Origin of the sequence: Kushneria halocnemicola, assembly GCF_965650455.1 — a bacterium.
Lineage (GTDB): Bacteria > Pseudomonadota > Gammaproteobacteria > Pseudomonadales > Halomonadaceae > Kushneria.
In genome coordinates, this window is sequence record NZ_OZ287968.1 from 2,792,311 (window position 1) to 2,813,601 (window position 21,291).

Here is a 21,291-nt window from a genome sequence, read left to right on the forward strand (position 1 = left end):
TCATGCTCTGGCGATGCCCTCTTCTCTTTTCTCGCCGCATCAGACGCTGGCCGAGACGCTGCTGGCCCATCTGCCCGAATCCGCCGATGGCGCTCACGATCTTGCCCATCTGGCACGCGTATGGCGCAACGTACAGCGCCTCATGACCACCGAGGGCGGCGACAGCGAGCTGCTGCTGGCCGCCACCGTGCTGCATGACGGCGTTCACGTGCCCAAGGATGACCCGCGCCGGGCACAGGCTTCACGACTGGCCGCCGAGCAGGCCCGGGCGATTCTCGTCTCGCTGGGATGGGCGGCCGCGCGCATCGAGGCGGTCGCCCATGCCATCGAGGCCCACAGCTTCTCGGCGGGCATTGCCCCGCAAACGCTGGAGGCCGGCATCCTGCAGGACGCCGACCGGCTCGACGCCCTCGGGGCACTGGGGGTGGCGCGCTGTTTCTACACGGCAGGTCAGATGGGCAGCGCGCTGTATGATCCGTTCGATCCACAGGCCGAGCATCGGGCGCTGAGTGATCAGCGCTTCACGCTGGATCATTTTCAGACCAAGCTTTTGACCCTCAAGGCGGGCTTTCAGACCGCCACCGGCCGGCAGCTGGCCGCGCAGCGTCACGCCCGACTGGTCGCATTTCGCGACGCGCTGCTTGAGGAGATCGGTGCGACCTGAGCGTCAGGCCCGGGCAGCGACGCGGCGACCATGATGCTGACCCGCGACCTTTGGCGATACGTCCAGGGTCGAATGGACAACACCCGGCCTTCGCAACAGCATGGCAGGGTACGTCTTCCAAAGGATCGAGCCCATGAGTGCCCCCTTTATTACCGACAATCTATTACTGCGTTGCCGCCGTGAACAGCGCGTTCAGCACGAGCGCAACCGTCAGAGCTTTGACCCCGCCGGCCTGAACGATCGCAAGGAGCTCTCCCTTCTGGTCGAGCAGGCGCTGGCCAACGGCGAGGATTACGAAAGCATCGTCGAGCACCACCGTGACATTCACCTCACCGAAGCGGAACTGGTCGAGCTGATCGGCCCTGAGCAGGCGCTGCGCGATCGTATCGAAAGATTCGGTCAGCTACACTGAGCCATGCCCCCTTGTGCCGAAGGCCCCGCCCGCGCCGTGCGCCGGCGGGGCCTTTTTGCATGGCCGCAAGGCTCTCGCAGGCGGCACTCGATCAGGGCCCGTTCCACTACCGCAAGGAGATTCCCCGCCATGTCACTGACCGATGCGCTGAACTGGCGCTACGCTGCCAAACGCCTGAACGGTGAGCCCGTGCCCGAAGCGGCGCTGGAGCGGATCATGGACGCCGCCCGGCTGGCGCCTTCCTCCTTCGGCCTACACCCCTGGTCGCTGGTGCATGTCAAAAGCCCTGAGCTGCGCCAGCGCCTGCATGACGACGCCGCACCGCAGCCGCAGGTGATCGAGGGGTCCGACCTGCTGGTCTTTGCCGTGCACGATCGCGACTTCAAGGCTCAGGTGGATGATCATGTCGCCCGCATGGCCCGCGTCCGCGAGGTCGATGAGAGCGAACTCGACGGCTTTCGCAACATGATCAAGGGCGTGATGGACAAAAAGGGCAGCCACGAGGCGTGCCTGGAGTGGGCCGCACGCCAGGCCTATATCGGCATGGGCACGGCGCTGAGCGCCGCGGCGCTGGAAGGGGTCGATGCCTCACCGATGGAGGGCTTTTATCCCGACAGGCTCGATGACGCGCTCGGCCTGAGTGAGAAGGGGCTCAAAAGCGTGGTCATCATGGCGCTGGGCTATCGCGACGTCGAGCGTGACCCGGGCGCCGGCAAGGCGAAGGTGCGCCGCGACCGGGATGAGTTTATCTACACCATCGAGTGAGGGTCAGCCCCGATACCATCGGTCCCGAGAGCCATGGGGCCGGTGGGCGATCTTCCCACCGCTGCCTGCCCGACCCTGGTCTCTACATCGATGGTCGAAGTGATCAGTACTTTGAAGCAGTTACCCGCCGCCATACCGACCCTGATATCGACTTTACGCCAAAACCGTATTGGTGATCTGGCGCTCTCCTCCCGTAGCCTGGCATGACCTGACAGGCCTTCTGGCGCTGATTCGCCCGGGCCGTCCACGCAACGTGCAGGTGATGGTTACCGGAGGGCAGGCATGCGTCAGAAAAAAGTGACACTTCTGGAGAAGATCGGCTTTGGCATGGGGGATGCCGGCTGCAACATGAGCTTTGCCGCCGTCGTGATGTATCTCTCCTACTTCTACACCGACATCTACGGCCTGTCGCCGGCGCTGGTCGGGGTGATCTTTATCACCATGCGCGTGATCGATGCCGTTACCGACCCGATCATGGGATTCGTGGCCGACCGCACCCGGACCCGCTGGGGCAAGTACCGACCGTATCTTTTGTGGGTGCCGATCCCGCTGGCCATCTCGATCTTTTTATTGTTCACCACACCGGACTGGAGCGACGGCGCCAAGGTGGTGTACGCCTTTGCGACCTACTTTCTGATGTCGGTGCTGTATACCTCGGTGAGCATTCCCTACTGCTCGCTGGGCGGGGTGGTGACCGATGATCACAAGGCGCGGGTGTCGTTTCAGTCGTGGCGGTTTTTCTTTGCAGGCGTCGCCTATCTGATCCTGACCGGCTCGCTGTTGCCGCTGGTCGAGCTGCTCGGGGCCGGCGACGAGGCGCGCGGCTTTCAGCTCACCATGGGGCTGATGGGCATCATTGCGCTTTTCATGTTCGGCTTTTGTTTTGCTACCACCCGCGAGCGGGTCGAGCCCATCAGCGAGGAGAGAAAGCCGCTGAAGCAGTCGCTCAAGGCGCTGGTCAAAAACGAGCGCTGGCTGATCATTCTCGGCATCACCTTTTTGCAGGCAACGCAGTTCTTTCTGCGCCAGGGGGCATCGATCTACTTTGCCACCTACGTGATGATGTTAAGCGCCGGCGGTATTTCGTTTTTCATTACCGCCGCCATTGTCACCAAGATGATCGGCGCGCTGATCTCGCCCTGGTTTACCGCCCGTTTCAGCAAGACCCATGTGTACATGAGCACCTCGCTGATCATTACGGCCGGCTCGGTGGGGCTGTTCTTCATGCCGTTCGATCAGATGATGATCACCACGCTCGCCTTTGCCCTTCTCAACCTCATCAACGGCATCGGTACGCCGATTTCCTGGTCGATGATGGCGGACGCCGAGGACTACGGCGAGTGGAAAACCGGCGAGCGCAATACGGGCATGGCCTTTTCGGGCAACCTGTTCTTTTTGAAGGTGGGGCTGGCGGTGGCCGGCGGCCTGATCGGGATGATGCTCGCCATCGGCGGCTATGAGGCAGGCGTGGAAGAACAAAGTGCCAGCGCGGTACTGGCGATCACGCTGATGATGACGCTGATTCCGGCGTTGATCACGCTGTTGCTGGCCGGGGCCATCTGGCGCTTTCGCCTCGATGACACCCGCATGGACGCCATCCGCACCGATCTGGAAACGCGTCGCAGCGGGGGCAACGCATCAAGCATGGACGCTGAAGCCTTCCCGACCGGCAATATGGCGCCGCGCCCGGGCTGACAAAGCGATGCGAGGCCACGCCGAGCGATGGCCTCGCTCTCATTTTCGCCGGAGAGGCAAAACTCTTTTCACGCATCTGGTTGACCCTGCCCCGAATATCATGACACGATGCACTCAGTTGGTTAGCAAGTCGAATATAGTCAGTTGCACTCGAGTTCTTCGGTAGCCTGGTTTTATCCCCCTTGTTTTACCTGCTTTATCTGGGGCAACACCCGGTCACTTTTTATCGCGCTTTGGCGCAAGGAATTTCGAATATGTCTACTGGCACAGTCAAGTGGTTCAACGACGCTAAAGGCTTCGGCTTCATCTCTCCGTCCGACGGCGGCGACGATCTGTTCGTCCACTTCTCCGAAATCAAGGCTGAAGGCTTCAAGTCACTGCAGGAAGGCCAGCAGGTCTCCTTCGAAGTGACTCAGGGCAAGAAAGGCCTTCAGGCTGCAAACGTCCAGGCAGACTAACCTTCGGGTTATCATGCCTTCAGGTCTTCTGGCCTGACGCAACAAGGCCCGCTTCGGCGGGCCTTGTTGTTTTTGTGCGTTTCCCCTGACCCCGGCTACTGGTGGTGTCACATGCAGGTGTCTTCCATGCTGCTGCCCGAACACTGAAAGGCCCTGCATCTAGCGGGGCCTTTTAGCGTCAGGTACTCAGGTCGCTGGATACGTCTGCCTCAGGCACCTGCCGTCTCCCGAATTCTGAAGGTGGCCACCAGCTTTTGCAGCTGCCCGGCCTGCTCTTCCAGCATACTGGCGGCAGCCGTAGACTGTTCGACCATGGCCGCGTTTTGCTGGGTGACCAGATCCATCTGAGCAATGGCGGTATTGACCTGATCCACCCCGCCATCCTGCTCGCGCGAGGCGGTCGCAATGTCGTTGATCAACGTGGCGAGCTGCTCAATGGCGCCGCGAGTCTGCTCGATGCTGCCACCGCTGCGCTCTGCCTGAGTGACGCCGGCGGCAATGCGCTGGCTCATGGTTTCCAGCAGCTGGCGAATTTCGCCGGCCGACGTGGCGCTGCGATTGGCCAGCGACCTGACTTCCGAGGCCACCACCGCAAAGCCGCGCCCCTGCTCACCGGCACGAGCCGCTTCTACCGACGCATTCAGCGCCAGAATATTGGTCTGAAACGAGATCGAATCGATGGTGGCCAGAATCTCGTTGACGCGCTGTGACTGCGTGGCAATTTCCTTCATCAGCGACAGGCTCTGCACCACATCCTGGCTGCTGCTGCGCACGTTGCCGGTTGCTTCGACGGTCAGCTGATTGACCTGTTGGGTCGCCTCGGTGTTGTGTTTCACCGTCGACGAGATCTCCTCCATGCTGGCGGCGGTTTCCTCAAGCGATGCGGCCTGCTGCTCGGTACGGGCCGCCAGATCATGACTGGCGTGTGAAAGCTCACTGGCACCGGCATGAACACTCTGGCAGGTGTCACGGATGGAGCCCACCAGCGTCAGAAGCGATGCATTCATCTTCTTCATCGCCGCCAGCAGCTGGGCTGTCTCATCGCGTCCGGTCACCGTGATTTCCTGGGTCAGGTCACCCTGTGCGACCTGCTCGGCCACATACAGCGCCCGTCCCAAAGGACGCGTAATGCTTCGGGTAATGACCACCGCCAGTGCGACTGCTGCCAGTAAAGCGATCGCGGCGAAGACCAGCAGGCTGACCATGGTCCGGGAATACGCTGTCGAAATCGTCTCATTGGCACGGTCCATCCGCTCGGCAGCAACCGTATTGATCTGATCGGCGAGCGATTCCAGCTCATAGACCTGCTCCTTGTAGGCACTAAAGGCCGTATTGGCCTGCGCCGGCTCGGTCAGCTCACCGTTTACGATGCGCTGATGGATGGCCTGGAACCCTGCTGCGTAAGCTGCAAGCGCTGCTCCTGCCCGTGTATAGAGCTGGCGCAGGTCATCGGTCGGCGCAATCTGTTCGCCTGCCGACAGCGTCTGACTCAGCGCCACACGAGAGTTCTCCCATTTATCGTAATAACCGGCGACCCTGTCGGGCGTTGCGATATTGATAAAACTGTCCTTCTCAAAGCGCCTCTCTTCAAGCGCCAGACGCTGCACATGCAGCGCGTTCTGCGCCAGAGCGGCATCCGTATTGATGGCGCTGTCAGCGGTCTCTTTCATGTTGCCCAGACCCATCAATCCTGCAACCGCGCTGATCATCAAGAGCAGTGTCAGGGCACCAAAGGCCATGGCCAGACGCGGGCCGATTTTCAAACGGGTCAACATGCTCGGATTACTCATGAAAGAGGGAATTACCGTGCTATATCGACGTGGCCTGAGCTTTCTTTATGATAGCTTCAAGGGATCAGTACCGAACCTTTAATGTTTCAAATTTATTACAGGATGCTTTCTGAACAGGGCACTGTGCCAACAGACGCCCGCCTGCGGGCCCCTGCCGCCCCCTGGATCGATAAAGCGAAATGCCTGCAGGCGTGGGTATACACGTCACCACGAATCGGTTTATATCAACACCTTCTGATGCTTACCGGTCCATCGTCATGTCGATCGAGATTACACCGCTGCAACAGCGCCCCGAATTCATCGATGCCTGCAGCGCCTGGGCCTATGGCCAGTGGGGCGTGCATTCAAGGCGCACGCTGGAAGAGACCCGCCTGACGTTTGCCAGCGCCGCCCACGGCAGCGGCCTGCCGTTGACGCAGGTAGCCCATCACGGCGACCGCCCGGTGGGCATGGCCAGCCTGTTTGAAAACGACTGCGCACAACGCCCGGACCTGCGCCCCTGGCTCGCCGCTGTTTTCGTTCATCCGGACTACCGCGGTCGCGGCATTGCCGGACGGCTGATCGAGACGATCGAGCAGGTAGCCCACTCACGCGGCGAGACAGGGCTGTATCTCATTACCACGGACCACCAGGGCCTCTACGAGCGCCACGGGTGGTCAAACACAGGCAGCGTCAGCTATCCGGACCGCCTTTGCGTGCTGATGGAAAAACGCCTTGCCGATCCTGGGACGCTGTCATGAGTCGGGCCCATCCCTCGCGCCGCTATCGAATCGGTGGATGAGCGCAGACGTCAGGGCGATATCGAGCGGCCGGGCAGTCGAGGGGCGAGGTGCAAACGGTGGATGCCGCCGGCAAGCCGCGCCTCGATAAACTCGATTTCCAGCGGCGCGGTAAAATGCTCGGCCATAAGCGCAATGACACGATCGGCGTGGGCCTGAATGACCCGGTGATCGGCGTCGCCTGCGAAGTTGGAAAGCGTCTTCAGAGCCTTGAGAAGCGACAGGCAGATGCTCAGATCCTCGCCCCCGTAATGGACAATGGGATCAAATATCCTGAACATCAGGCTCTCGATGCCCTCCTCGTGCCACGAGATCAGACAGCGCCCGTTGTCATCCACCCGCCTGTTGCAGGGCGTGAGCGTCAGGCGCTGCGCCATCAGCTCGGTCATCTGATGGATGCACAGGCGCGCCGTGCCGGGGTCGTTGATGCCCGGCGACAGCGCCTTGATGGCCACCTCCATCAGCTGGGTCAGCCCGTTGACGTAATGATCCCGCGTGGACTCCCCTTCAACGTATTGCAGACAGGCCAGAATCGCCTCGATCAGCGCATCGCCCGGGGCGCTGTCCGCCTCGACTGTCAGGATCGGAAACCGCTTGACCACGAAATCGCCAAAGCTGAACCCCAGGTGGATGGCGATATCATGACGACGCGCGAGGCTCGCCAGCGCGTCGAAATTGACGCTCTGGATATAGCCACTGTCACGGGAGTGGACGGGATAGCCGCCACGGAGGTCGATCTCGCCGGTGCGATGGATATATTCGTCGCTCGCCTGGCGTTTTCTGAGTCTGTCCAGCGACAGCTGGGTCGAGACCAGCAGGTTCTGGGTGATCGCGTTGATCTGCACCGACTGGGAGGTGCCATGAATGAAAAACACGAACATGGCCAGGCTATTGATCACCATGGCCGAGCCCAGATACACCGCCAGCGAGCGCCAGGTGTCCGGCGTGTCGCCAACGGCCGGCACCAGCAGCAGAATCAACAGATACAAAATGGTGCCCAGATAGTGCCCCAGTACCTGCTGGTGGCGCTTTTCGGTCATGATGCCGAACACCAGCTTGTTGGAAAAATTGCTGCCGGCCTGGGTCAGTACCGACATGACCGTGGAAAAGCTGAACACCAGAAGCGAGATCATGCCCGCCATCAGCGTGGCCAGAAGCGTGCGCGCGGTGTCGGGCTGCTCGAAATTCAGAACATCCAGAACGCCCGGCAGGTTTTTCACATCCAACGTGACGGCCACTACCCCCACAATCACATAAACCGTAATGATGAGACTGGTCAGGTAGGCAATACTGTTGCGAAAGCCGTTGATAAACTCGAGCATCCGTGACGTGTTCATGAAAAGAGAACAACTCCTTTGATTGATGCGTGCCGCGCCATGGCAGCCGCCGGTCGGGCGCCTTGCGATAAGCCCCGAACCCGACGCCGCTGTTTTCCAGCACCACGTTTAACCCTTAATTCTGCGAAACGTCATGCCATTACGAACATCGACCCGAATCAATAAATACATTAGTGAAAGCGGCCTGTGCTCGCGGCGCGAGGCGGACCGCTTTGTGGAACAGGGCAAGGTCCGGCTCAACGGCCGGCGCGCCACCACGGGCGATCAGGTGGTCGCCGGTGATCGGGTCACGGTCGACGGTCAGGAGATCGAACCCCGGGAAGCAGAAGACCTGATTTTGATCGCGCTCAACAAGCCGGTGGGGATTGTCAGCACCACCGAGTCAAGCGAGAAGGACAACATCGTCGAGTTCGTCAAGCACGGCGCGCGCATCTTCCCCATCGGCCGGCTCGACAAGGACTCCCAGGGGCTGATCTTTCTGACCAACAACGGCGATCTGGTCAACCGCATCCTGCGCGCCGACAACAACCACGAAAAGGAGTACCAGGTCACGGTCGACAAGCCGATCACCGAGGACTTCATTGAGGGCATGAGCAACGGCGTGCCGATTCTGGGCCAGATGACCCGCCGCTGTCAGGTCGAAAAGGTCTCCACGTTCGTGTTCACCATCACGCTGGTGCAGGGCCTCAACCGCCAGATCCGCCGCATGTGCGAGGTTTTCGGTTATGAGGTCACCCAGCTGATCCGCACCCGGATCATGAACGTCTCGCTCAAGGGATTGGCCATCGGCGACTGGCGCGATCTGACAACAAAGGAAGTCGACACCCTTATCGAGCTGACCGACACCGCCGAGACCGCCCCCAAAGCGGCCGGGTCGAAGGCTCCGCCGCGCGGCAAGGACAGTCAAAAGAGCGCACAGGACAAGCCCGACCCGCTGTGCATCGGCAAGCCCGCGCTGGATAAAATGTATTCCAGGGGCAAGGGCAAGCCCGCCCCCGCCGGCAAGCCGCAGCCCACCGGCGGCAAAAAGGCCGGCGGCAGTGGCAAGCCGGCAGCAAAGGCCGGGCCGGGTGGCAAACCCGCCCCCCAGGGCCGATCGAATGGCAAGTCCGCGCCTCAGGGCAAAACAGGCGGCAGGCCTGCCGGCAAGGGAAAGCCGGACAGCGCCAGACCCTCACCCCGCGGTCAGGGCGGCAAGCCCGGCAAAAAGCGCTGAGCCCCCCGGGCGGCCTCACCATGAGGCTGCCCGACAAAAACAGGGCGACAAGTCCGGCCTGCGGCGCTATACAACCTTTCACTGACCACCCACACTTGGCGTTTTCCCTGCAGGACCATCCTCATGCCGCATCTGTTTACCGACCGCCCTCGAAGCGCCCGACCGGGCCGGGGCAAGAGTGATATCAACAAGGATTACCGCTGGGAAGGCATCAACGCGGTGCTCTACGAGCTGGGCGGGGTGATGTTTATTGTCGGCAGCGTCATGTTTTACCCGCGCCTTGAGCACATCAGAGACATCGGCGCCTGGCTGTTTTTCGTGGGCTCGCTGGTGTATCTGGTCGTTCAGGCCCACGACGTCATCGAAGTGCGCCGCTTCTGGAACGACAGCAAAAAGGTCTCGCCCTCGCAGCTACTGGAGGTCATCTCGCTGGCCGTCTATATCATCGGCACCGTGCTCTACGCCGTGGGCAGCCTGTTCTTTCTGTCGTGGTGGCACTGGATCGAGTTCGGCGCGTGGCTTTTCATCATCGGCTCGGTGCTCTTTCTCATCGGCGCCTGTCTCAACGTCATGATGGTGATTCGCGCCTCTGCCCTTCTCACCCTGCAGCTGATGAACCTGACCGCGGTGACCTTTGTAGTGGGCTCGGTGCTGTTCGTGGTCGGCTCGATCCCCTACCTCTGGGGGTTTGACAGCCTGGCCGATCACGACCAGCTGCATAACCTGCTGGCCTCGCTCTTTCTGGTAGGCAGCGTCTTTTTCATGGTCGGCGGGCTCTTCAACCATCAGCGCGCCAACATCGTCATTCGCCACCGCTTTGACGCCACCGCCGAGGACAGCGAGGCCGACGAGCGCCTGCTCGCCTTCATGCGCGGCGAGCTCAACGACCCCGAGCACAACCTGGATGACGATTACGACTACGAAGACAACACCACGGTAAAACCGGCCAACCCCGCCTAGGCTGGACGCAGGCTCCGGCCATCAACACAAAACCCCGACAGCGACGGCTGCTCGGGGTTTTGTCGTTTGAGGCTCTGACAGTAGCGGAAAGGCAAAAAGGCGCTACTGGCCGTGATCGATCCGCCGCTGGGTCTCGCCATCGACCAGGGTGCGCAGCATGGTCAGCACCGGCTCGGCATCCGTCTGACGCGTGCCATAGGTAAGGTTAAAGGCGTAATCGAAGTCCGGCGGGTTATCGCCCTGGCTGTGCTGCAGGATGGTCTCGAGCTTATCCAGCCCCTTCACCAGCCGCGCCTCCCGCGAGGTGCCCTGCTCGTAGTCCTCCCACAGGGACAGAAACTCCACCTTCAACGCCTCATCCAGCGGTGCCATGACCGTCAGAAGATCCAGCCGCTCCCGAGTGTTCTTGTCCGCTTCCTGCGCGATGGCCGGCTGATCGCCGTGAATCGCCTCGCCCAGATCATGCAGCACGCAGAGTTTGAGCACGCGTGTCATGTCCAGCGGCGCCAGCTCCCGCTCGAACGTCATCGCCATCAGACAAAGCCGCCACGTATGCGCCGCCGTATCCTCCTGCCGCCCGGTGGTGGTATAGGCCGTGCGCAGCACGCTCTTGAGCCGCTCGGCTTCCTTGAGAAACGCCAGGCCGTTGCCGAGTCGTTCGATGTCCATGGGGGCTCCAAGATTGTTGTCAGATGAGGGTATGGGAGGCAATAGTAGGAAGGACGGAAATGACGTAAAGCCTGAATAATAACTGGCTTTCGAAGATTTCGCTTATCAGAACAATTTAGCATTAGTTAAAGTTAACAAAAATCTTGCCGATCTAGATTGAGGTAATAGCTTTTAGGCTGGAACCGGCAGGCTGATCGGTTCCGACATAAACATCTATATTGTTGAAGCAATTATGTTTTCAGAAAAAGTACAAAACCCTGATAGCACTGGCTTAGATGATACTTTCTTAAAGTGCGATATCTGTCATGGCGCGGTTAAGAAAAAGAACTTAGAAAAACATAAAAAAAAGCACGAAAAAACGAAAGCTAAAAAAGATGCTCGCTCAGGCAGCAAGCACTCATTGACTCTTGAAAATAAAAATAACGACGCCGATTATATAAGCGTGATAAAAACTTATCACAAATGTGCAAAATGCAAAAAATTGATATCGAAGTCTTTAATGAAAGAGCACTTGCACAAAATGCATGGCATTGTTATCAGAAACGTAGAAAAAGATTTGTTTTGGTATTATGAGGACGTTGTAAAAACTCAGAAAAGAAAAAAAGCAGAGCCTAAAACGTCAGTAGGAAAACCAGCGTTCACAAGCCAAAAAGTTTCCAAAGAAAACAGCGATAAAACTTTTATAAATTGTCCTGTATGTAAAATAACGTTAAACCAAAAAAATTTGCAGAAGCATTTAAAGAAAGTTCACGGCAACGCACAAATTCCGTTAGAAGATACCCGTCATACTGAAAAATCTACATTTTTAGGAAAGAAACTCGAAAGTGAGCGCCCAGAACGAGATTATTCCGAAGACATATTTGATCGTGCAATTGTCTACCACGGTGGAGCTTATGGCCTAGGCAAAAATCGAAAACATTAGTGGGGAACCACGTTAAAAAAACACTTTGACTTATCCAGAACTTGTTGGGACTATAAAAAAATGTTAAGAACATGTTTTCATTGGAAAATAAAAAATTGAGGCGCATACCTTTTTATATACCGCAAGATAAGCCATATCTGAAATGACAGTACTCATGTAGCGCTAGATACAGGCCAGTGTAACAATGGCCGAAAACCACTTATTAGCTTGTTTTGACGGATATTTAACCGGCGCTTTTCCTTCAGCCAAATAAACAGACGTTCCACCACGTTTTACTGACAATACTAAGGTCTGTCGAACTACGTGTGGCACTTAAACCTGAGCGTCGATGCATACGGCATTGGAGAATGAATCAGACGCTTGCATTATCCTTACAACAAACTGCTGCCTTAGTCCTTTTCCATCTTAAAACAGCGGCTATTGCTAGAATTAAAAATATACAATATTCAAACTTAAACGATAGGCATTAATTTACAACTCTATTTTTCAAAAAAGTCAAAATTATTTATTACTTTAAAATTATATGGATTAACTAGAGACGCAGATCTAGGATTGACATAGAGATCACCTCGACATACTACCGGGAGTCTAGGCTTATGTGCATTTACAGCATCCCAATAATCATTAAGCTTCAGCTGTATTGTTATATTTCTATCAACTCCATTGACAGTTGAAGTTACTCTTATAACACCATAATCTGCTGTAGGCTCATGATCCATTCTTGTAACCAACCCGTGCACCTCATAATCGTTGATCATGAAGTTACCTTTATAATATTCTGAGGCAATGCCCAGTATCGAAACATGCCTTGAATCAAATCTATGAATCTTCACAAGCTCTTGTGAATCTTTTTCAGAAACTGCAAGTTGAATCGATATCTCTACATCCCTTGATTTTGAACATCCGCTCATACCTATTATTGCATCACATAGGTTTGCACTTACACCACTATTTATCGCATTTTCAAACACAATTAAATCTTGAGTCACCTGATACTTTTTAACTGCCCTTTTTGTTGCCTGCAAACTTCTTGCCAAATTATTACTAACAGCTCTTGCAATTGAGTATTCTGATTCAGAAACATTTTCTTTTTCAAGATAACCAACGGGAGCAATCACATTAACTATATAGCTACCTTTTTCAGTTTGACCGAACCGTAAAGTTTCTATGAAATTTCTAACTAAAATAGGCCAATTCCCTGAAAAAAAGCGATTCTTTTTGAAGGTTGACAATGTAGATGAGATCAACAGCTCTTTAGCTTTTTCAAACAGGAGAACGCCATCGTCAATAGGTATGGCTCCTTTATCAACGTCAGGGCTTATAACTCGAATTTTAATCAAATCCGAATTAAAATTCTCTATATCTTCAAAGATTTTCGAAAATGATCTTTTTTCATACTCAGATAAAGTGCTTATCGCCTCATATATTCTTTGCGAGTAATCTTTAAGATCCTGATGGATTGGCTGTAGAATTTCGAGATCAAAATTTTCTTCTTCTGGCCTGTACCAGATCTTTGCTTTGTCGCCTATCGAGGCAGCATCTACCCACCCCTTAGAACTTAGATACATTTCAAGGCCAATAGGAACAACGTTCTCAACGGTCGAACCAAGATTAAAGGCCATTATGCAACTTCCTTAGCGTTAGCCATATCCATTAATTCTAATAAGCTTTGGGACGTTAGCCTCTGCGTCCTCGGTATATTGATAGTTACAGATGAACTATTAGGCGTGCTGGCCCTATCTCTTAGCGAATACCAATAACAAAAGTGTTTAATCATACTAAAGTCAGACTGATGAACTAGCCAATCTTCACAGTTTTCTGGGACAATCAATACAAACAGGAACCTAGGGCAGAGTACGTTCTCGCCCCTTAAGTCATTATAATTTTTCAGTGAAAGACTGAAATTAAGGAAATCCTTATCGCCATCGTTATTAGCTGTGCATTTTAACTGAATATCAATTTGTGGATTCCGAATACCTGAAGGATAGCCTCTACCACGAACAATGATATCGATGCTATCATCGTCTACATCAGGCTCAGAGCTTCTAAAACCGGATTGAGCGGCTAATGCCCTTACAAAAGCTTTGCTGAATAACTCTTTTTTTTGATTCTCGTCCATTTACCAGCCCATTGCTAAAATACTTCGACGGTTTAGAACGGCACAAGAAAAATGCTTGGAGCCGCGAATGCTCATGATTTCTATCTGATTTAACCGAAGTCAAAGACCACACATCCTCTTCCCGAAGCAGCAATCCCTTTCAGATCTAATACGGACCTGCCTTGTAGATTTTTTAGAACTATCTGAGCTTGATTAGATGAAGCGGCAGCAGCAATACCTTTAAGATCAAGTGTGGAATATGTTCGTGTATCTAAAATCATCCCGCCTCCAGCCGCAGCGATGCCTTTCAAGTCCAATACAGAAAGCGACATGTATTTTTCCTTTTTGGATTACATATAGAAGATATTAAATGAGCTGCACTTTTCTTCCCCCGGCGCGCTGTCGACTCCCCGCCCCGCCTGCGAGCTAAATGGGTCGGTTTTATTGCGCCCTTGCAGTAGGCACCAGCCCGCCCCAGTACTGGGCCTCGCGGCGGTTTTATAGCCCCGAAAAACCTTGCGTTTCCTTGCATTTCACACCGCCGCGACGGGTGCCTGTGAGCGTTTCAGGTGCCTTTTGTCTTTGAATCCGGATCAGTAGCCGTTACCGGATATCTCCTGCCGTCTTCTGTAGTCCACGGCATTCTCACAAAAGACTTAATACCGGGAGTAGAATGTCTCGAACATCCGCCCCATAAGCAATGCCTGATTAATGAAAAATTTGTATTCGGAAAACGCGGAACGGTTCTTTGCTCAGTATCAGCAGCTCGCCTTCGATGAGGTGCATGGCGACTGGCTGCAACATCTACCTGAGCGCGCCGGACTGGCACTGGATGTAGGGGCGGGTAGTGGGCGCGATGCGGCGGCACTCGCGCAAAGAGGCTGGGAAGTGCTGGCCGTTGAGCCGGCGGCCGGCCTGCGTGCTCTGGGCGAGGAAAGCACTGCCGGCCTGTCTGTGCAGTGGCTCGATGATGCTCTGCCCGGACTGAATCAGGTTCGCACCCTTGGCTATCGCTTCGATCTTGTTCTGGTGTCTGCGGTCTGGATGCATCTGCCGGTGGGTGAACAGCAGCGGGCCTTTCGTGTTCTGACTGACTTACTGGCGCCCAGTGGCGTATTGGTCATTACCCTTCGACATGGTCCCAGCCCTGATGCACGGGTTTTCCATGATGTTGACCGGCAGCACATTGAGAGCTGGTCGCGGGATCGGGCACTGGTGCCGGTATATGTTGGAGAGAGCAACGACCAGCAGCAAAGGACGGGAGTGCGCTGGGAAACGATGGTTTTCCGGCTACCGGATGATGGTACCGGTGCCCTGCCCGTACTTCGCCACATCATCGTGAACGATAACAAGTCAGCGACCTACAAGCTGGGCCTTCTGCGCAGCGTGGCGCGTATCGCCGAGACTGTCCCGGGTATCGTGCTCAATCGTTCGGATCATTGGGTGGATATACCGCTGGGGGCAGTCGGGCTGTACTGGATCAAGCTGTATCAGCCGCTAATACTGCGATACGGCCTGCGTCAGGCACCGGGTGCCAGAGGCTATGGATTTGCCGGAAAAGCTTTCCATGCGCTGGCTGATGTCTCGGGGCTGGATATTGCAATCGGCCAACCGATAGCCAGTGACTTGATGACGATTGTTGTTCAGGCCATCCGCGACGCCGTGAACAATATCGTGAAAATGCCGGTACGTTTCACGACCTGGCCGGGATCACAACAACCCGTATTCGAGGCCCAGGTTCGGCGAGCGAATTTTGCCTCCCTACCGTTACAGCTGGATAAAGAGAGCCTATCCGCTTTTGGCGCACTGCGCGTTCCCGCCTCGCTATGGGACTGCTTCAGTCGATTCAATTGCTGGCTGGAACCTGCCATCGTCAATGAATGGGTTCGGTTAATGCGCAGCTATGGTGGAAACGATGATATAGGCCGGATGTATCAGGCGCTGTACTGGCAGGAAGGCAAACGCGATACCAGCAGGATTCGTACACTGGTCGCTCGCACAATACAGGAACAGCGGTCTGTACGCTGTGTCTGGACCGATGCCGACCTGAGCCGCAACCAGTACGACATCGATCACTGTCTGCCATGGGCACGCTGGAGCAACAACGATCTCTGGAACCTGATGCCGGCCTCACGCAAAGCCAATGCGGCCAAATCCGAAAGACTTCCTGGTATTGAACTGATGACAAGAGCCTGCCCAAGGATTTTGACGTGGTGGTCCCATGCGTTCATGGACGGCCCGCTGGAGCATCAGTTTTTTACTGAAGCACAGGCCTCGCTGCCCACGGTAAATGCAAACAGCAATCTGGAAGATGTGTTCGAAGGTTTGATGCTTCAGCGCTTGCGACTGCGAGCCAACCAACAGCTACCGGAATGGCATGGTCTGAAAGGTTGAATAGATTCTTCGCTATCAGGGCTACCGCTCGAAGGGATGAAATGATTGTTTCAACGAATCCCAATCAACAGACGCGCGAAAACCCTGAGCGGACTCAGTAGCAGCATCAAGATGAGGAAGGTACTGCAGGGAAAGGAAGTGGCGCGCTTGTTGGGATTCGAACCCAAGACCCCCGCCTTCGGAGGGCGGTACTCTATCCAGCTGAGCTACAAGCGCGCAGGTGTCTTCGCGGGGAAGACAGCGCGCTATCCTACCGCCCGCGCTGGTCACTGTCCACTCCCCGGGCGGTGCGGCGGGCCCTGCAACACATCAGGCAGGCAAGCCTTCATAACGCTTTTATACTGATCCCCACACCATAAAAAATCACCCGGCCTGACCACGCCCGAGGACAAGACCATGCGCAAGCGCTTCACCTCCCTGACACTGACCACGGCCATGGTGGCCGGCCTTTTGACGACGACCGCACTCACCCAGGCCGATGATCTCGATGGCCGCCAGATCTATGACGACAGCTGCGCTTCATGCCATGACGGCGGTCGCGGCCCGCAGCGTGGGTCCGAGCGGTGGCAGCCGCGGCTGGATCAGGGCAGCGAGACTCTGTATACCCATGCCATCGAGGGCATCGGCGGCATGCCGGCGCGCGGCGGCAACGAGGATCTTTCTGATGAGCAGGTGAAGGCGGCGGTCGATTATCTGGTCGCGCCCTCCGAAGATGAGTAACGTTGACCCTGACGCCTCAGACCACCTTTTTCCTGATCACCCTTTTTTTCTGACAACCAGGGGAGCCCCCGATGGGCATGAGTGAGCAGCCGGGCGGTGAGCCCACCATCGACATGGTCGTTGCGGCGCACCAGGCGCTGAAGGCACAAAAGCCGCTGGTGCAGTGTTTGACCAATAACGTCACGGCCAATCTGGTCGCCAACGCACTGCTGGCCGCCGGCGCCACGCCGGCGATGATCGATAACCCCCAGGAGGCCGGACGCTTTGCCGGTCAGGCCAACGCCGTGCTGATCAACCTGGGCACGCCGCAGGAAGATCAGGTCAAGGCGATGCACAAGGCGGCCGGCGGTGCCCACCAGGCGGGCACGCCCTGGGTGCTCGACCCCATCGGGGCGGGCAGCATGAAGTGGCGCCATGGCCTGGCCCTGGAGCTTCTGGAGCATCGGCCCACGGTGGTGCGCGGCAACGCCTCGGAAATCATGGGACTGGCCGGACAGGATGGCAGCGGGCGCGGCGTGGACAGCGCCATGAGCCCGCAGACCGCCATCGGCGCGGCGCGAGAGCTTTTGAGCCAGGCCTGTGCGGTCTCGGCCTCCGGACCGGTGGACATGGTCCTCGGCCCGCTGCTCGATCGCCATCACAACGGCCAGGCCGTGGTCGAGATCGGCGGCGGCAGCGAGTGGCAGCCGCGCGTCTCCGGTACCGGCTGTGCACTCGGTGCGATCGTGGCGGCCTACTGCGCCGTGGTGCGTGATCCGCTCAGTGCCGCGGTGGCCGCGCACGTCCATGTCGCTGTGGCCGCCGAGCTTGCCGAGGAGCACGCCCAGGGGCCGGGCAGCTTTGCCGTGGCCTGGCTGGACGCCCTCGATCAGGTCGATGAGACGCTGCTGCGCCAGCGCGGCCTGATCGCCGTGCGCTGGCTGGATGCCTGAGCCGGTGGCGTCAGTATCAAACGCCTCGCCCCCGCGCATCGCTGTCATCGGTGCCGGCATTGCGGGGCTGGCCGCTGCCATTCGGTTGCGTCTTCAGGGCGCGCACGTCGAGGTGTTCGAGGCTTCCAGCACCGCAGGCGGCAAGCTTGGCGAGCTGGTGCTGGGCGACTATCGCTTCGGCATCGGCCCGTCGCTTCTGACCATGCCGGAATACATCGACGAGCTCTTTGAACTCGCCGGTGAGACGCCGGCGGATCACTTTCGCTATCAGCGCCTGGACACCGTGTGCCGCTACGCCTGGGAGGACGGCATCCGGCTGGACGCCCGCGCCGACCCGCAGGCCTTTGCCGAGGAAGTCGAACGGGTGCTGGGCGTGCCGGCGCAGCGGGTGCTGGCAACGCTGGCCCACGGTGAAGAGAAGTATCACCTCACCGGGCACACCTTCCTGGAAAAGTCGCTGCACTCGCCGAAGACCTGGCTGACGCCGGAGGTGGGCCACGCCCTGACCCGGCTGCACCGGCTCGATCTCATGTGCACGCTGCATCAGGTCCACCAGCGCGATCTGAAAGAGCCGCATCTGGTACAGCTTTTTGACCGCTTTGCGACCTATAACGGCTCCAACCCGTACCGCGCGCCGGGGCTTTTATCCATGATCGCGCATTTTGAACACGGCGCCGGCGCCTTCGTGCCCGAAGGCGGCATGCCGGCGATCGGCCGAGCGCTGTATAGCCTGGCCGAGCGGACGGGCGTGGTCTTTCACTTCGACACACCAGTAGACAGGATCCTCACCCGCCACGAGGGCCGCCGGCCACGCGCGGTGGGGCTGCACCTGGCGGATGATCGGCAAGTGATGTTTGATCGCGTGGTCAGCAACATGGATGTGTTTTTTACCCATGAACGGCTGCTGCCCGACGCCCCTGCCCCGACGCGGGTGCTGGCGCGAGAGAAATCGACCTCGGCGCTGATCTTTTACTGGGGTGTGGACAAAAGCTTCCCGGAACTGGATGTGCATAACATCTTTTTCAGCGACGACTACGCCGCTGAGTTCGCCGCACTGGAGGCCGGCACGCTGTGCGATGACCCGACGGTCTATGTCAGCATCTCGTCGCGCTATGACAAGGGCGCGGCACCGGCAGGCGGCGAGAACTGGTTCGTGATGATCAACGCGCCCTTTGCCACCGATGGGCAGGACTGGCCGGCGCTGATCGAGCGCACCCGCGAACGCGTGATCGACAAGCTCGAGCGGATACTGGGCCGCGAACTTCGCGCAGCGATCGTCGAGGAGTGCGTGTTTGATCCGACCACGATCGAGGCGCGCACCCTGTCACATCGGGGCGCGCTGTATGGCACCAGCTCGAACGACCGCATGGCGGCGTTTATGCGCCACCCCAACTACAGCCGCCACATCGACGGGCTCTATTTCTGCGGCGGCAGCGTTCATCCCGGCGGCGGCCTGCCGCTGTGTCTGCTATCGGCCAGAATCATGACCGACGTCATGGCCCGTCGCGAGCCGTGGCCGGCGCACGCCCCTTCTTTGCACAACGCCCTGTCTTCACAAAAGGACGATGCCTGATGACTTCACCCGGCCCCGCCAATTCCGCGCGCCTTTTACGCCCGGTCCCGGTAATCATCCTTTTAAGCCTGATCTATCTGGCCGGCGTCGTAGGCATTGCGCTGCCGGTGCATGATCAGTTCATCCGCCTGACCCCGCTCACACTTTTAGCATCACTGGCACTGGTGCTGGCCTTTCATCCGAGGCCGCGCCCCCGGCTGTGGGGCTACGTGGCGCTGTGCTACGTGGTGGGGTTTGTGGCCGAGGCGATCGGCACCTCGACGGGGCTCTTGTTCGGTGATTACGCCTACGGTCACGTGCTGGGGCCGACGCTGTGGCACACACCGCTGATTATCGGCGTGAACTGGGCGCTGCTGCTGTATTGTCTCAACGTGGTGGTCCAGCGCGTGCTGCCCGGGCTGTCACGACCGCTCAAGGGCGTGATCGGCGCCGCCCTGATGGTGGCGCTCGACATGCTGATCGAGCCGGTCGCCATCCATCACGACATGTGGGCCTGGGGCGACACCCTGGTGCCGCTGAGCAACTACCTCGGCTGGTTTATCGTCTCGCTGCCGATCTCGATTCTCTTTCACTACCTGTTTGCGCGCGTGCACAACCCGGTGGCAATCGCCGTGGCGCTGTTGATGGCAGGCTTTTTTGCCGCGCTGAATCTGCTGGGGGTTTGAGTGACGAATCAGTCTTGATTCCGGGAGGAAACGGGGCCGGTGGTTTCACGCACCACCAGTTCCGGCGGCATTATTTCTCTGCGTGGCGCCTCATGATCGCCGCGAATGCGTGCCAGCAACATCTCGCTGGCTCGCGCGCCCATCAGATCGGTTCTTACCCGAACACTGGTCAGAGGCGGCGTAGTATAGGCCGCAGCGCTCATGTCATCAAAACCGGCAATCGAAATATCCACACCCGGACGCAACCCCAGTCCGTGACAGGCCGCTACTGCGCCAAAAGCGATTAAATCCGAAAAACAGACCACGGCCGTCGGCGGCCGGGGCTGTGCCATGAGTGCTTCAAGCCCCTGATGGCCAAACGCCATCGTGGTAGGACCGTGGCATATGCCGTCCTGATCCGGCGGATAGCCGGCCTGGGTCAACATCTCTCTAAAGGCCTGCTCGCGATCGCGCGCCGTCGAGGTCATGTTGCCTCCCCCCAGCCAGGCAATACGCTGATGCCCCAGCGATAGCAGATGCTCGACCACCATCGCCATGCCGCGGGCGTCATCATTGATGACGCGATCCACCTCAACACCGTCGACATCCCTGGACAGCAGCACCAGCGGTAAATGACGCAGATGAGAGGCCTCCGCACCGGGAAGATCTTCCAGGGTCGTCCCGGCAGCCGGAATCAGAATCAGTCCCGAGGCACCGTGTTCGGCCATGCGACGCATGAAATCTGCCTGCACCGCAAGCGACTCCTGGGCATGACAAAACAGCATCATGCGCTCCTCGGCACGAAAGCGCTGCTCCATGGCCGCAATAAATTCGGTGAAAAACGGATTACCCAGATCATTGAGACACAGCGCCACCGTGCCGCTATCCCCTCGTCGCAGCCCTGCCGCGTGACGGTTGTAGATATAGCCCACTTCCTGAGCCACCTGCCGGACGCGCTCACGCATCGCCGTCGAGATTCGCGCATCATCGCGAAGGGCGAGAGAGACGGTCGATGCCGTGACACCGACGCGCTCGGCGATGTGCTTGAGGGTAGGACGCCGTGTCATGCCCGGTTTCCTTTGAACGGTGGGAACATTACTGCCTCGCAATGGATACCTGCCCTGATTCAGGCCCGGTAGTTTGCGCGCATCTTCGACCTTGTCATCAAAGACCATGGTCGGATTGGTTCAATCGATTGAATTGCGTTTAATCATATCAGATCTCAACGCAGTGGCTCGCTTGCCGCGCTTCTTTCCTGTTCCA

Annotated in this window: 21 protein-coding genes and 1 tRNA gene; 14 read left to right on the plus strand and 8 right to left on the minus strand. The window is 57.6% G+C overall.

Annotated elements, in window-relative coordinates:
- Positions 1-13 precede the first annotated feature (13 nt).
- From ACS92L_RS12675 to ACS92L_RS12695, 5 genes are all read left to right on the plus strand, one after another.
- Positions 14-664, plus strand: coding sequence for an HD domain-containing protein (locus ACS92L_RS12675; protein WP_438765295.1), 651 nt, complete (start codon positions 14-16; stop codon positions 662-664).
- A 133-nt stretch (positions 665-797) separates the two neighbouring features.
- The gene (locus ACS92L_RS12680) at positions 798-1,076 is read left to right on the plus strand and encodes a hypothetical protein (RefSeq protein ID WP_438765296.1); all 279 of its coding nucleotides are present in this window, start codon (positions 798-800) and stop codon (positions 1,074-1,076) included.
- A gap of 129 nt (positions 1,077-1,205) precedes the next feature.
- Positions 1,206-1,841, plus strand: coding sequence for a nitroreductase family protein (locus tag ACS92L_RS12685; protein ID WP_438765297.1), 636 nt, complete (start codon positions 1,206-1,208; stop codon positions 1,839-1,841).
- A gap of 282 nt (positions 1,842-2,123) precedes the next feature.
- The gene (locus ACS92L_RS12690; protein WP_438765298.1) at positions 2,124-3,536 is read left to right on the plus strand and encodes an MFS transporter; all 1,413 of its coding nucleotides are present in this window, start codon (positions 2,124-2,126) and stop codon (positions 3,534-3,536) included.
- Between the two features lie 254 nt (positions 3,537-3,790).
- Complete coding sequence (locus tag ACS92L_RS12695) at positions 3,791-3,994, plus strand: cold-shock protein (protein ID WP_086621314.1); 204 nt, start codon at positions 3,791-3,793, stop codon at positions 3,992-3,994.
- Positions 3,995-4,203: 209 nt separating this feature from the next.
- Here ACS92L_RS12695 and ACS92L_RS12700 read toward each other — a convergent pair whose 3' ends face one another.
- Positions 4,204-5,769, minus strand: coding sequence for a methyl-accepting chemotaxis protein (locus tag ACS92L_RS12700; RefSeq protein ID WP_438765299.1), 1,566 nt, complete (start codon positions 5,767-5,769; stop codon positions 4,204-4,206).
- 272 nt (positions 5,770-6,041) lie between these two features.
- On the opposite strand from ACS92L_RS12700, the gene ACS92L_RS12705 reads away from it, so the two are divergent.
- Positions 6,042-6,524, plus strand: a complete 483-nt coding sequence (locus tag ACS92L_RS12705; RefSeq protein WP_438765300.1) for a GNAT family N-acetyltransferase — start codon at positions 6,042-6,044, stop codon at positions 6,522-6,524.
- A 50-nt stretch (positions 6,525-6,574) separates the two neighbouring features.
- Here the strand turns inward: ACS92L_RS12705 and ACS92L_RS12710 are convergent, their stop codons facing one another.
- Positions 6,575-7,900 carry a DUF2254 domain-containing protein gene (locus tag ACS92L_RS12710; RefSeq protein WP_438765301.1) on the minus strand — a complete coding sequence of 442 codons (1,326 nt, stop codon included), beginning with the start codon at positions 7,898-7,900 and terminating at the stop codon, positions 6,575-6,577.
- 133 nt (positions 7,901-8,033) lie between these two features.
- On the opposite strand from ACS92L_RS12710, the gene rluF reads away from it, so the two are divergent.
- Complete coding sequence (rluF, locus tag ACS92L_RS12715) at positions 8,034-9,116, plus strand: 23S rRNA pseudouridine(2604) synthase RluF (protein ID WP_438765302.1); 1,083 nt, start codon at positions 8,034-8,036, stop codon at positions 9,114-9,116.
- 123 nt (positions 9,117-9,239) lie between these two features.
- Entirely contained in the window at positions 9,240-10,076 is an 837-nt protein-coding gene (locus ACS92L_RS12720; RefSeq protein ID WP_438765303.1) for a YrhK family protein, read from the plus strand.
- Between the two features lie 102 nt (positions 10,077-10,178).
- On the opposite strand, the gene ACS92L_RS12725 is transcribed toward ACS92L_RS12720, so the two are convergent.
- The gene (locus ACS92L_RS12725; protein ID WP_438765304.1) at positions 10,179-10,745 is read right to left on the minus strand and encodes an HD domain-containing protein; all 567 of its coding nucleotides are present in this window, start codon (positions 10,743-10,745) and stop codon (positions 10,179-10,181) included.
- A 232-nt stretch (positions 10,746-10,977) separates the two neighbouring features.
- Here ACS92L_RS12725 and ACS92L_RS12730 point away from each other — a divergent pair, with 232 nt between their 5' ends.
- Complete coding sequence (locus tag ACS92L_RS12730; protein ID WP_438765306.1) at positions 10,978-11,667, plus strand: hypothetical protein; 690 nt, start codon at positions 10,978-10,980, stop codon at positions 11,665-11,667.
- A gap of 479 nt (positions 11,668-12,146) precedes the next feature.
- Here the strand turns inward: ACS92L_RS12730 and ACS92L_RS12735 are convergent, their stop codons facing one another.
- The 3 genes from ACS92L_RS12735 to ACS92L_RS12745 form a co-directional block, all read right to left on the minus strand.
- The gene (locus ACS92L_RS12735) at positions 12,147-13,289 is read right to left on the minus strand and encodes a hypothetical protein (protein WP_438765307.1); all 1,143 of its coding nucleotides are present in this window, start codon (positions 13,287-13,289) and stop codon (positions 12,147-12,149) included.
- The gene (locus ACS92L_RS12740) at positions 13,289-13,786 is read right to left on the minus strand and encodes a DUF4365 domain-containing protein (protein ID WP_438765308.1); all 498 of its coding nucleotides are present in this window, start codon (positions 13,784-13,786) and stop codon (positions 13,289-13,291) included. The genes ACS92L_RS12735 and ACS92L_RS12740 overlap by 1 nt, the downstream gene beginning before the upstream one ends.
- Before the next feature lie 89 nt (positions 13,787-13,875).
- Positions 13,876-14,097 (minus strand): hypothetical protein, encoded by a 222-nt coding sequence (locus tag ACS92L_RS12745; RefSeq protein ID WP_438765309.1) that lies wholly within the window; start codon positions 14,095-14,097, stop codon positions 13,876-13,878.
- A 379-nt stretch (positions 14,098-14,476) separates the two neighbouring features.
- Between ACS92L_RS12745 and ACS92L_RS12750 the strand changes: the two genes are divergently transcribed.
- On the plus strand, positions 14,477-16,159 hold the full coding sequence (locus ACS92L_RS12750; protein ID WP_438765310.1) for an HNH endonuclease domain-containing protein: 1,683 nt from the start codon (positions 14,477-14,479) through the stop codon (positions 16,157-16,159).
- A 139-nt stretch (positions 16,160-16,298) separates the two neighbouring features.
- On the opposite strand, the gene ACS92L_RS12755 is transcribed toward ACS92L_RS12750, so the two are convergent.
- A tRNA-Arg gene (locus ACS92L_RS12755) sits at positions 16,299-16,375 on the minus strand.
- Between the two features lie 180 nt (positions 16,376-16,555).
- On the opposite strand from ACS92L_RS12755, the gene ACS92L_RS12760 reads away from it, so the two are divergent.
- The 4 genes from ACS92L_RS12760 to ACS92L_RS12775 all read left to right on the plus strand — a co-directional run bounded on the left by ACS92L_RS12760 (position 16,556) and on the right by ACS92L_RS12775 (position 20,049).
- Positions 16,556-16,879 (plus strand): c-type cytochrome, encoded by a 324-nt coding sequence (locus ACS92L_RS12760; protein ID WP_438765311.1) that lies wholly within the window; start codon positions 16,556-16,558, stop codon positions 16,877-16,879.
- A gap of 77 nt (positions 16,880-16,956) precedes the next feature.
- Positions 16,957-17,811, plus strand: coding sequence for a hydroxyethylthiazole kinase (thiM, locus tag ACS92L_RS12765; RefSeq protein WP_438765312.1), 855 nt, complete (start codon positions 16,957-16,959; stop codon positions 17,809-17,811).
- Positions 17,812-17,815: 4 nt separating this feature from the next.
- The gene (crtD, locus tag ACS92L_RS12770; RefSeq protein ID WP_438765313.1) at positions 17,816-19,384 is read left to right on the plus strand and encodes a 1-hydroxycarotenoid 3,4-desaturase CrtD; all 1,569 of its coding nucleotides are present in this window, start codon (positions 17,816-17,818) and stop codon (positions 19,382-19,384) included.
- On the plus strand, positions 19,384-20,049 hold the full coding sequence (locus tag ACS92L_RS12775) for a carotenoid biosynthesis protein (protein ID WP_438765314.1): 666 nt from the start codon (positions 19,384-19,386) through the stop codon (positions 20,047-20,049). The genes crtD and ACS92L_RS12775 overlap by 1 nt, the downstream gene beginning before the upstream one ends.
- Positions 20,050-20,057: 8 nt before the next feature.
- Here ACS92L_RS12775 and ACS92L_RS12780 read toward each other — a convergent pair whose 3' ends face one another.
- Entirely contained in the window at positions 20,058-21,095 is a 1,038-nt protein-coding gene (locus ACS92L_RS12780) for a LacI family DNA-binding transcriptional regulator (protein ID WP_438765315.1), read from the minus strand.
- Between the last annotated feature and the right edge of the window lie 196 nt (positions 21,096-21,291).

Coding starts and splice junctions, on each gene's coding strand:
- ACS92L_RS12685 (WP_438765297.1), top strand. CDS start 1,206: ATGTCACTGACCGATGCGCTGAACTGGCGCTACGCTGCCAAACGCCTG.
- ACS92L_RS12735 (WP_438765307.1), bottom strand. CDS start 13,289: ATGGCCTTTAATCTTGGTTCGACCGTTGAGAACGTTGTTCCTATTGGC.
- ACS92L_RS12690 (WP_438765298.1), top strand. CDS start 2,124: ATGCGTCAGAAAAAAGTGACACTTCTGGAGAAGATCGGCTTTGGCATG.
- ACS92L_RS12705 (WP_438765300.1), top strand. CDS start 6,042: ATGTCGATCGAGATTACACCGCTGCAACAGCGCCCCGAATTCATCGAT.
- thiM (WP_438765312.1), top strand. CDS start 16,957: ATGAGTGAGCAGCCGGGCGGTGAGCCCACCATCGACATGGTCGTTGCG.
- ACS92L_RS12680 (WP_438765296.1), top strand. CDS start 798: ATGAGTGCCCCCTTTATTACCGACAATCTATTACTGCGTTGCCGCCGT.
- ACS92L_RS12740 (WP_438765308.1), bottom strand. CDS start 13,786: ATGGACGAGAATCAAAAAAAAGAGTTATTCAGCAAAGCTTTTGTAAGG.
- ACS92L_RS12775 (WP_438765314.1), top strand. CDS start 19,384: ATGACTTCACCCGGCCCCGCCAATTCCGCGCGCCTTTTACGCCCGGTC.
- ACS92L_RS12695 (WP_086621314.1), top strand. CDS start 3,791: ATGTCTACTGGCACAGTCAAGTGGTTCAACGACGCTAAAGGCTTCGGC.
- ACS92L_RS12700 (WP_438765299.1), bottom strand. CDS start 5,769: ATGTTGACCCGTTTGAAAATCGGCCCGCGTCTGGCCATGGCCTTTGGT.
- ACS92L_RS12750 (WP_438765310.1), top strand. CDS start 14,477: ATGAAAAATTTGTATTCGGAAAACGCGGAACGGTTCTTTGCTCAGTAT.
- ACS92L_RS12675 (WP_438765295.1), top strand. CDS start 14: ATGCCCTCTTCTCTTTTCTCGCCGCATCAGACGCTGGCCGAGACGCTG.
- ACS92L_RS12710 (WP_438765301.1), bottom strand. CDS start 7,900: ATGAACACGTCACGGATGCTCGAGTTTATCAACGGCTTTCGCAACAGT.
- ACS92L_RS12720 (WP_438765303.1), top strand. CDS start 9,240: ATGCCGCATCTGTTTACCGACCGCCCTCGAAGCGCCCGACCGGGCCGG.
- ACS92L_RS12745 (WP_438765309.1), bottom strand. CDS start 14,097: ATGTCGCTTTCTGTATTGGACTTGAAAGGCATCGCTGCGGCTGGAGGC.
- ACS92L_RS12725 (WP_438765304.1), bottom strand. CDS start 10,745: ATGGACATCGAACGACTCGGCAACGGCCTGGCGTTTCTCAAGGAAGCC.
- ACS92L_RS12760 (WP_438765311.1), top strand. CDS start 16,556: ATGCGCAAGCGCTTCACCTCCCTGACACTGACCACGGCCATGGTGGCC.
- ACS92L_RS12730 (WP_438765306.1), top strand. CDS start 10,978: ATGTTTTCAGAAAAAGTACAAAACCCTGATAGCACTGGCTTAGATGAT.
- rluF (WP_438765302.1), top strand. CDS start 8,034: ATGCCATTACGAACATCGACCCGAATCAATAAATACATTAGTGAAAGC.
- ACS92L_RS12780 (WP_438765315.1), bottom strand. CDS start 21,095: ATGACACGGCGTCCTACCCTCAAGCACATCGCCGAGCGCGTCGGTGTC.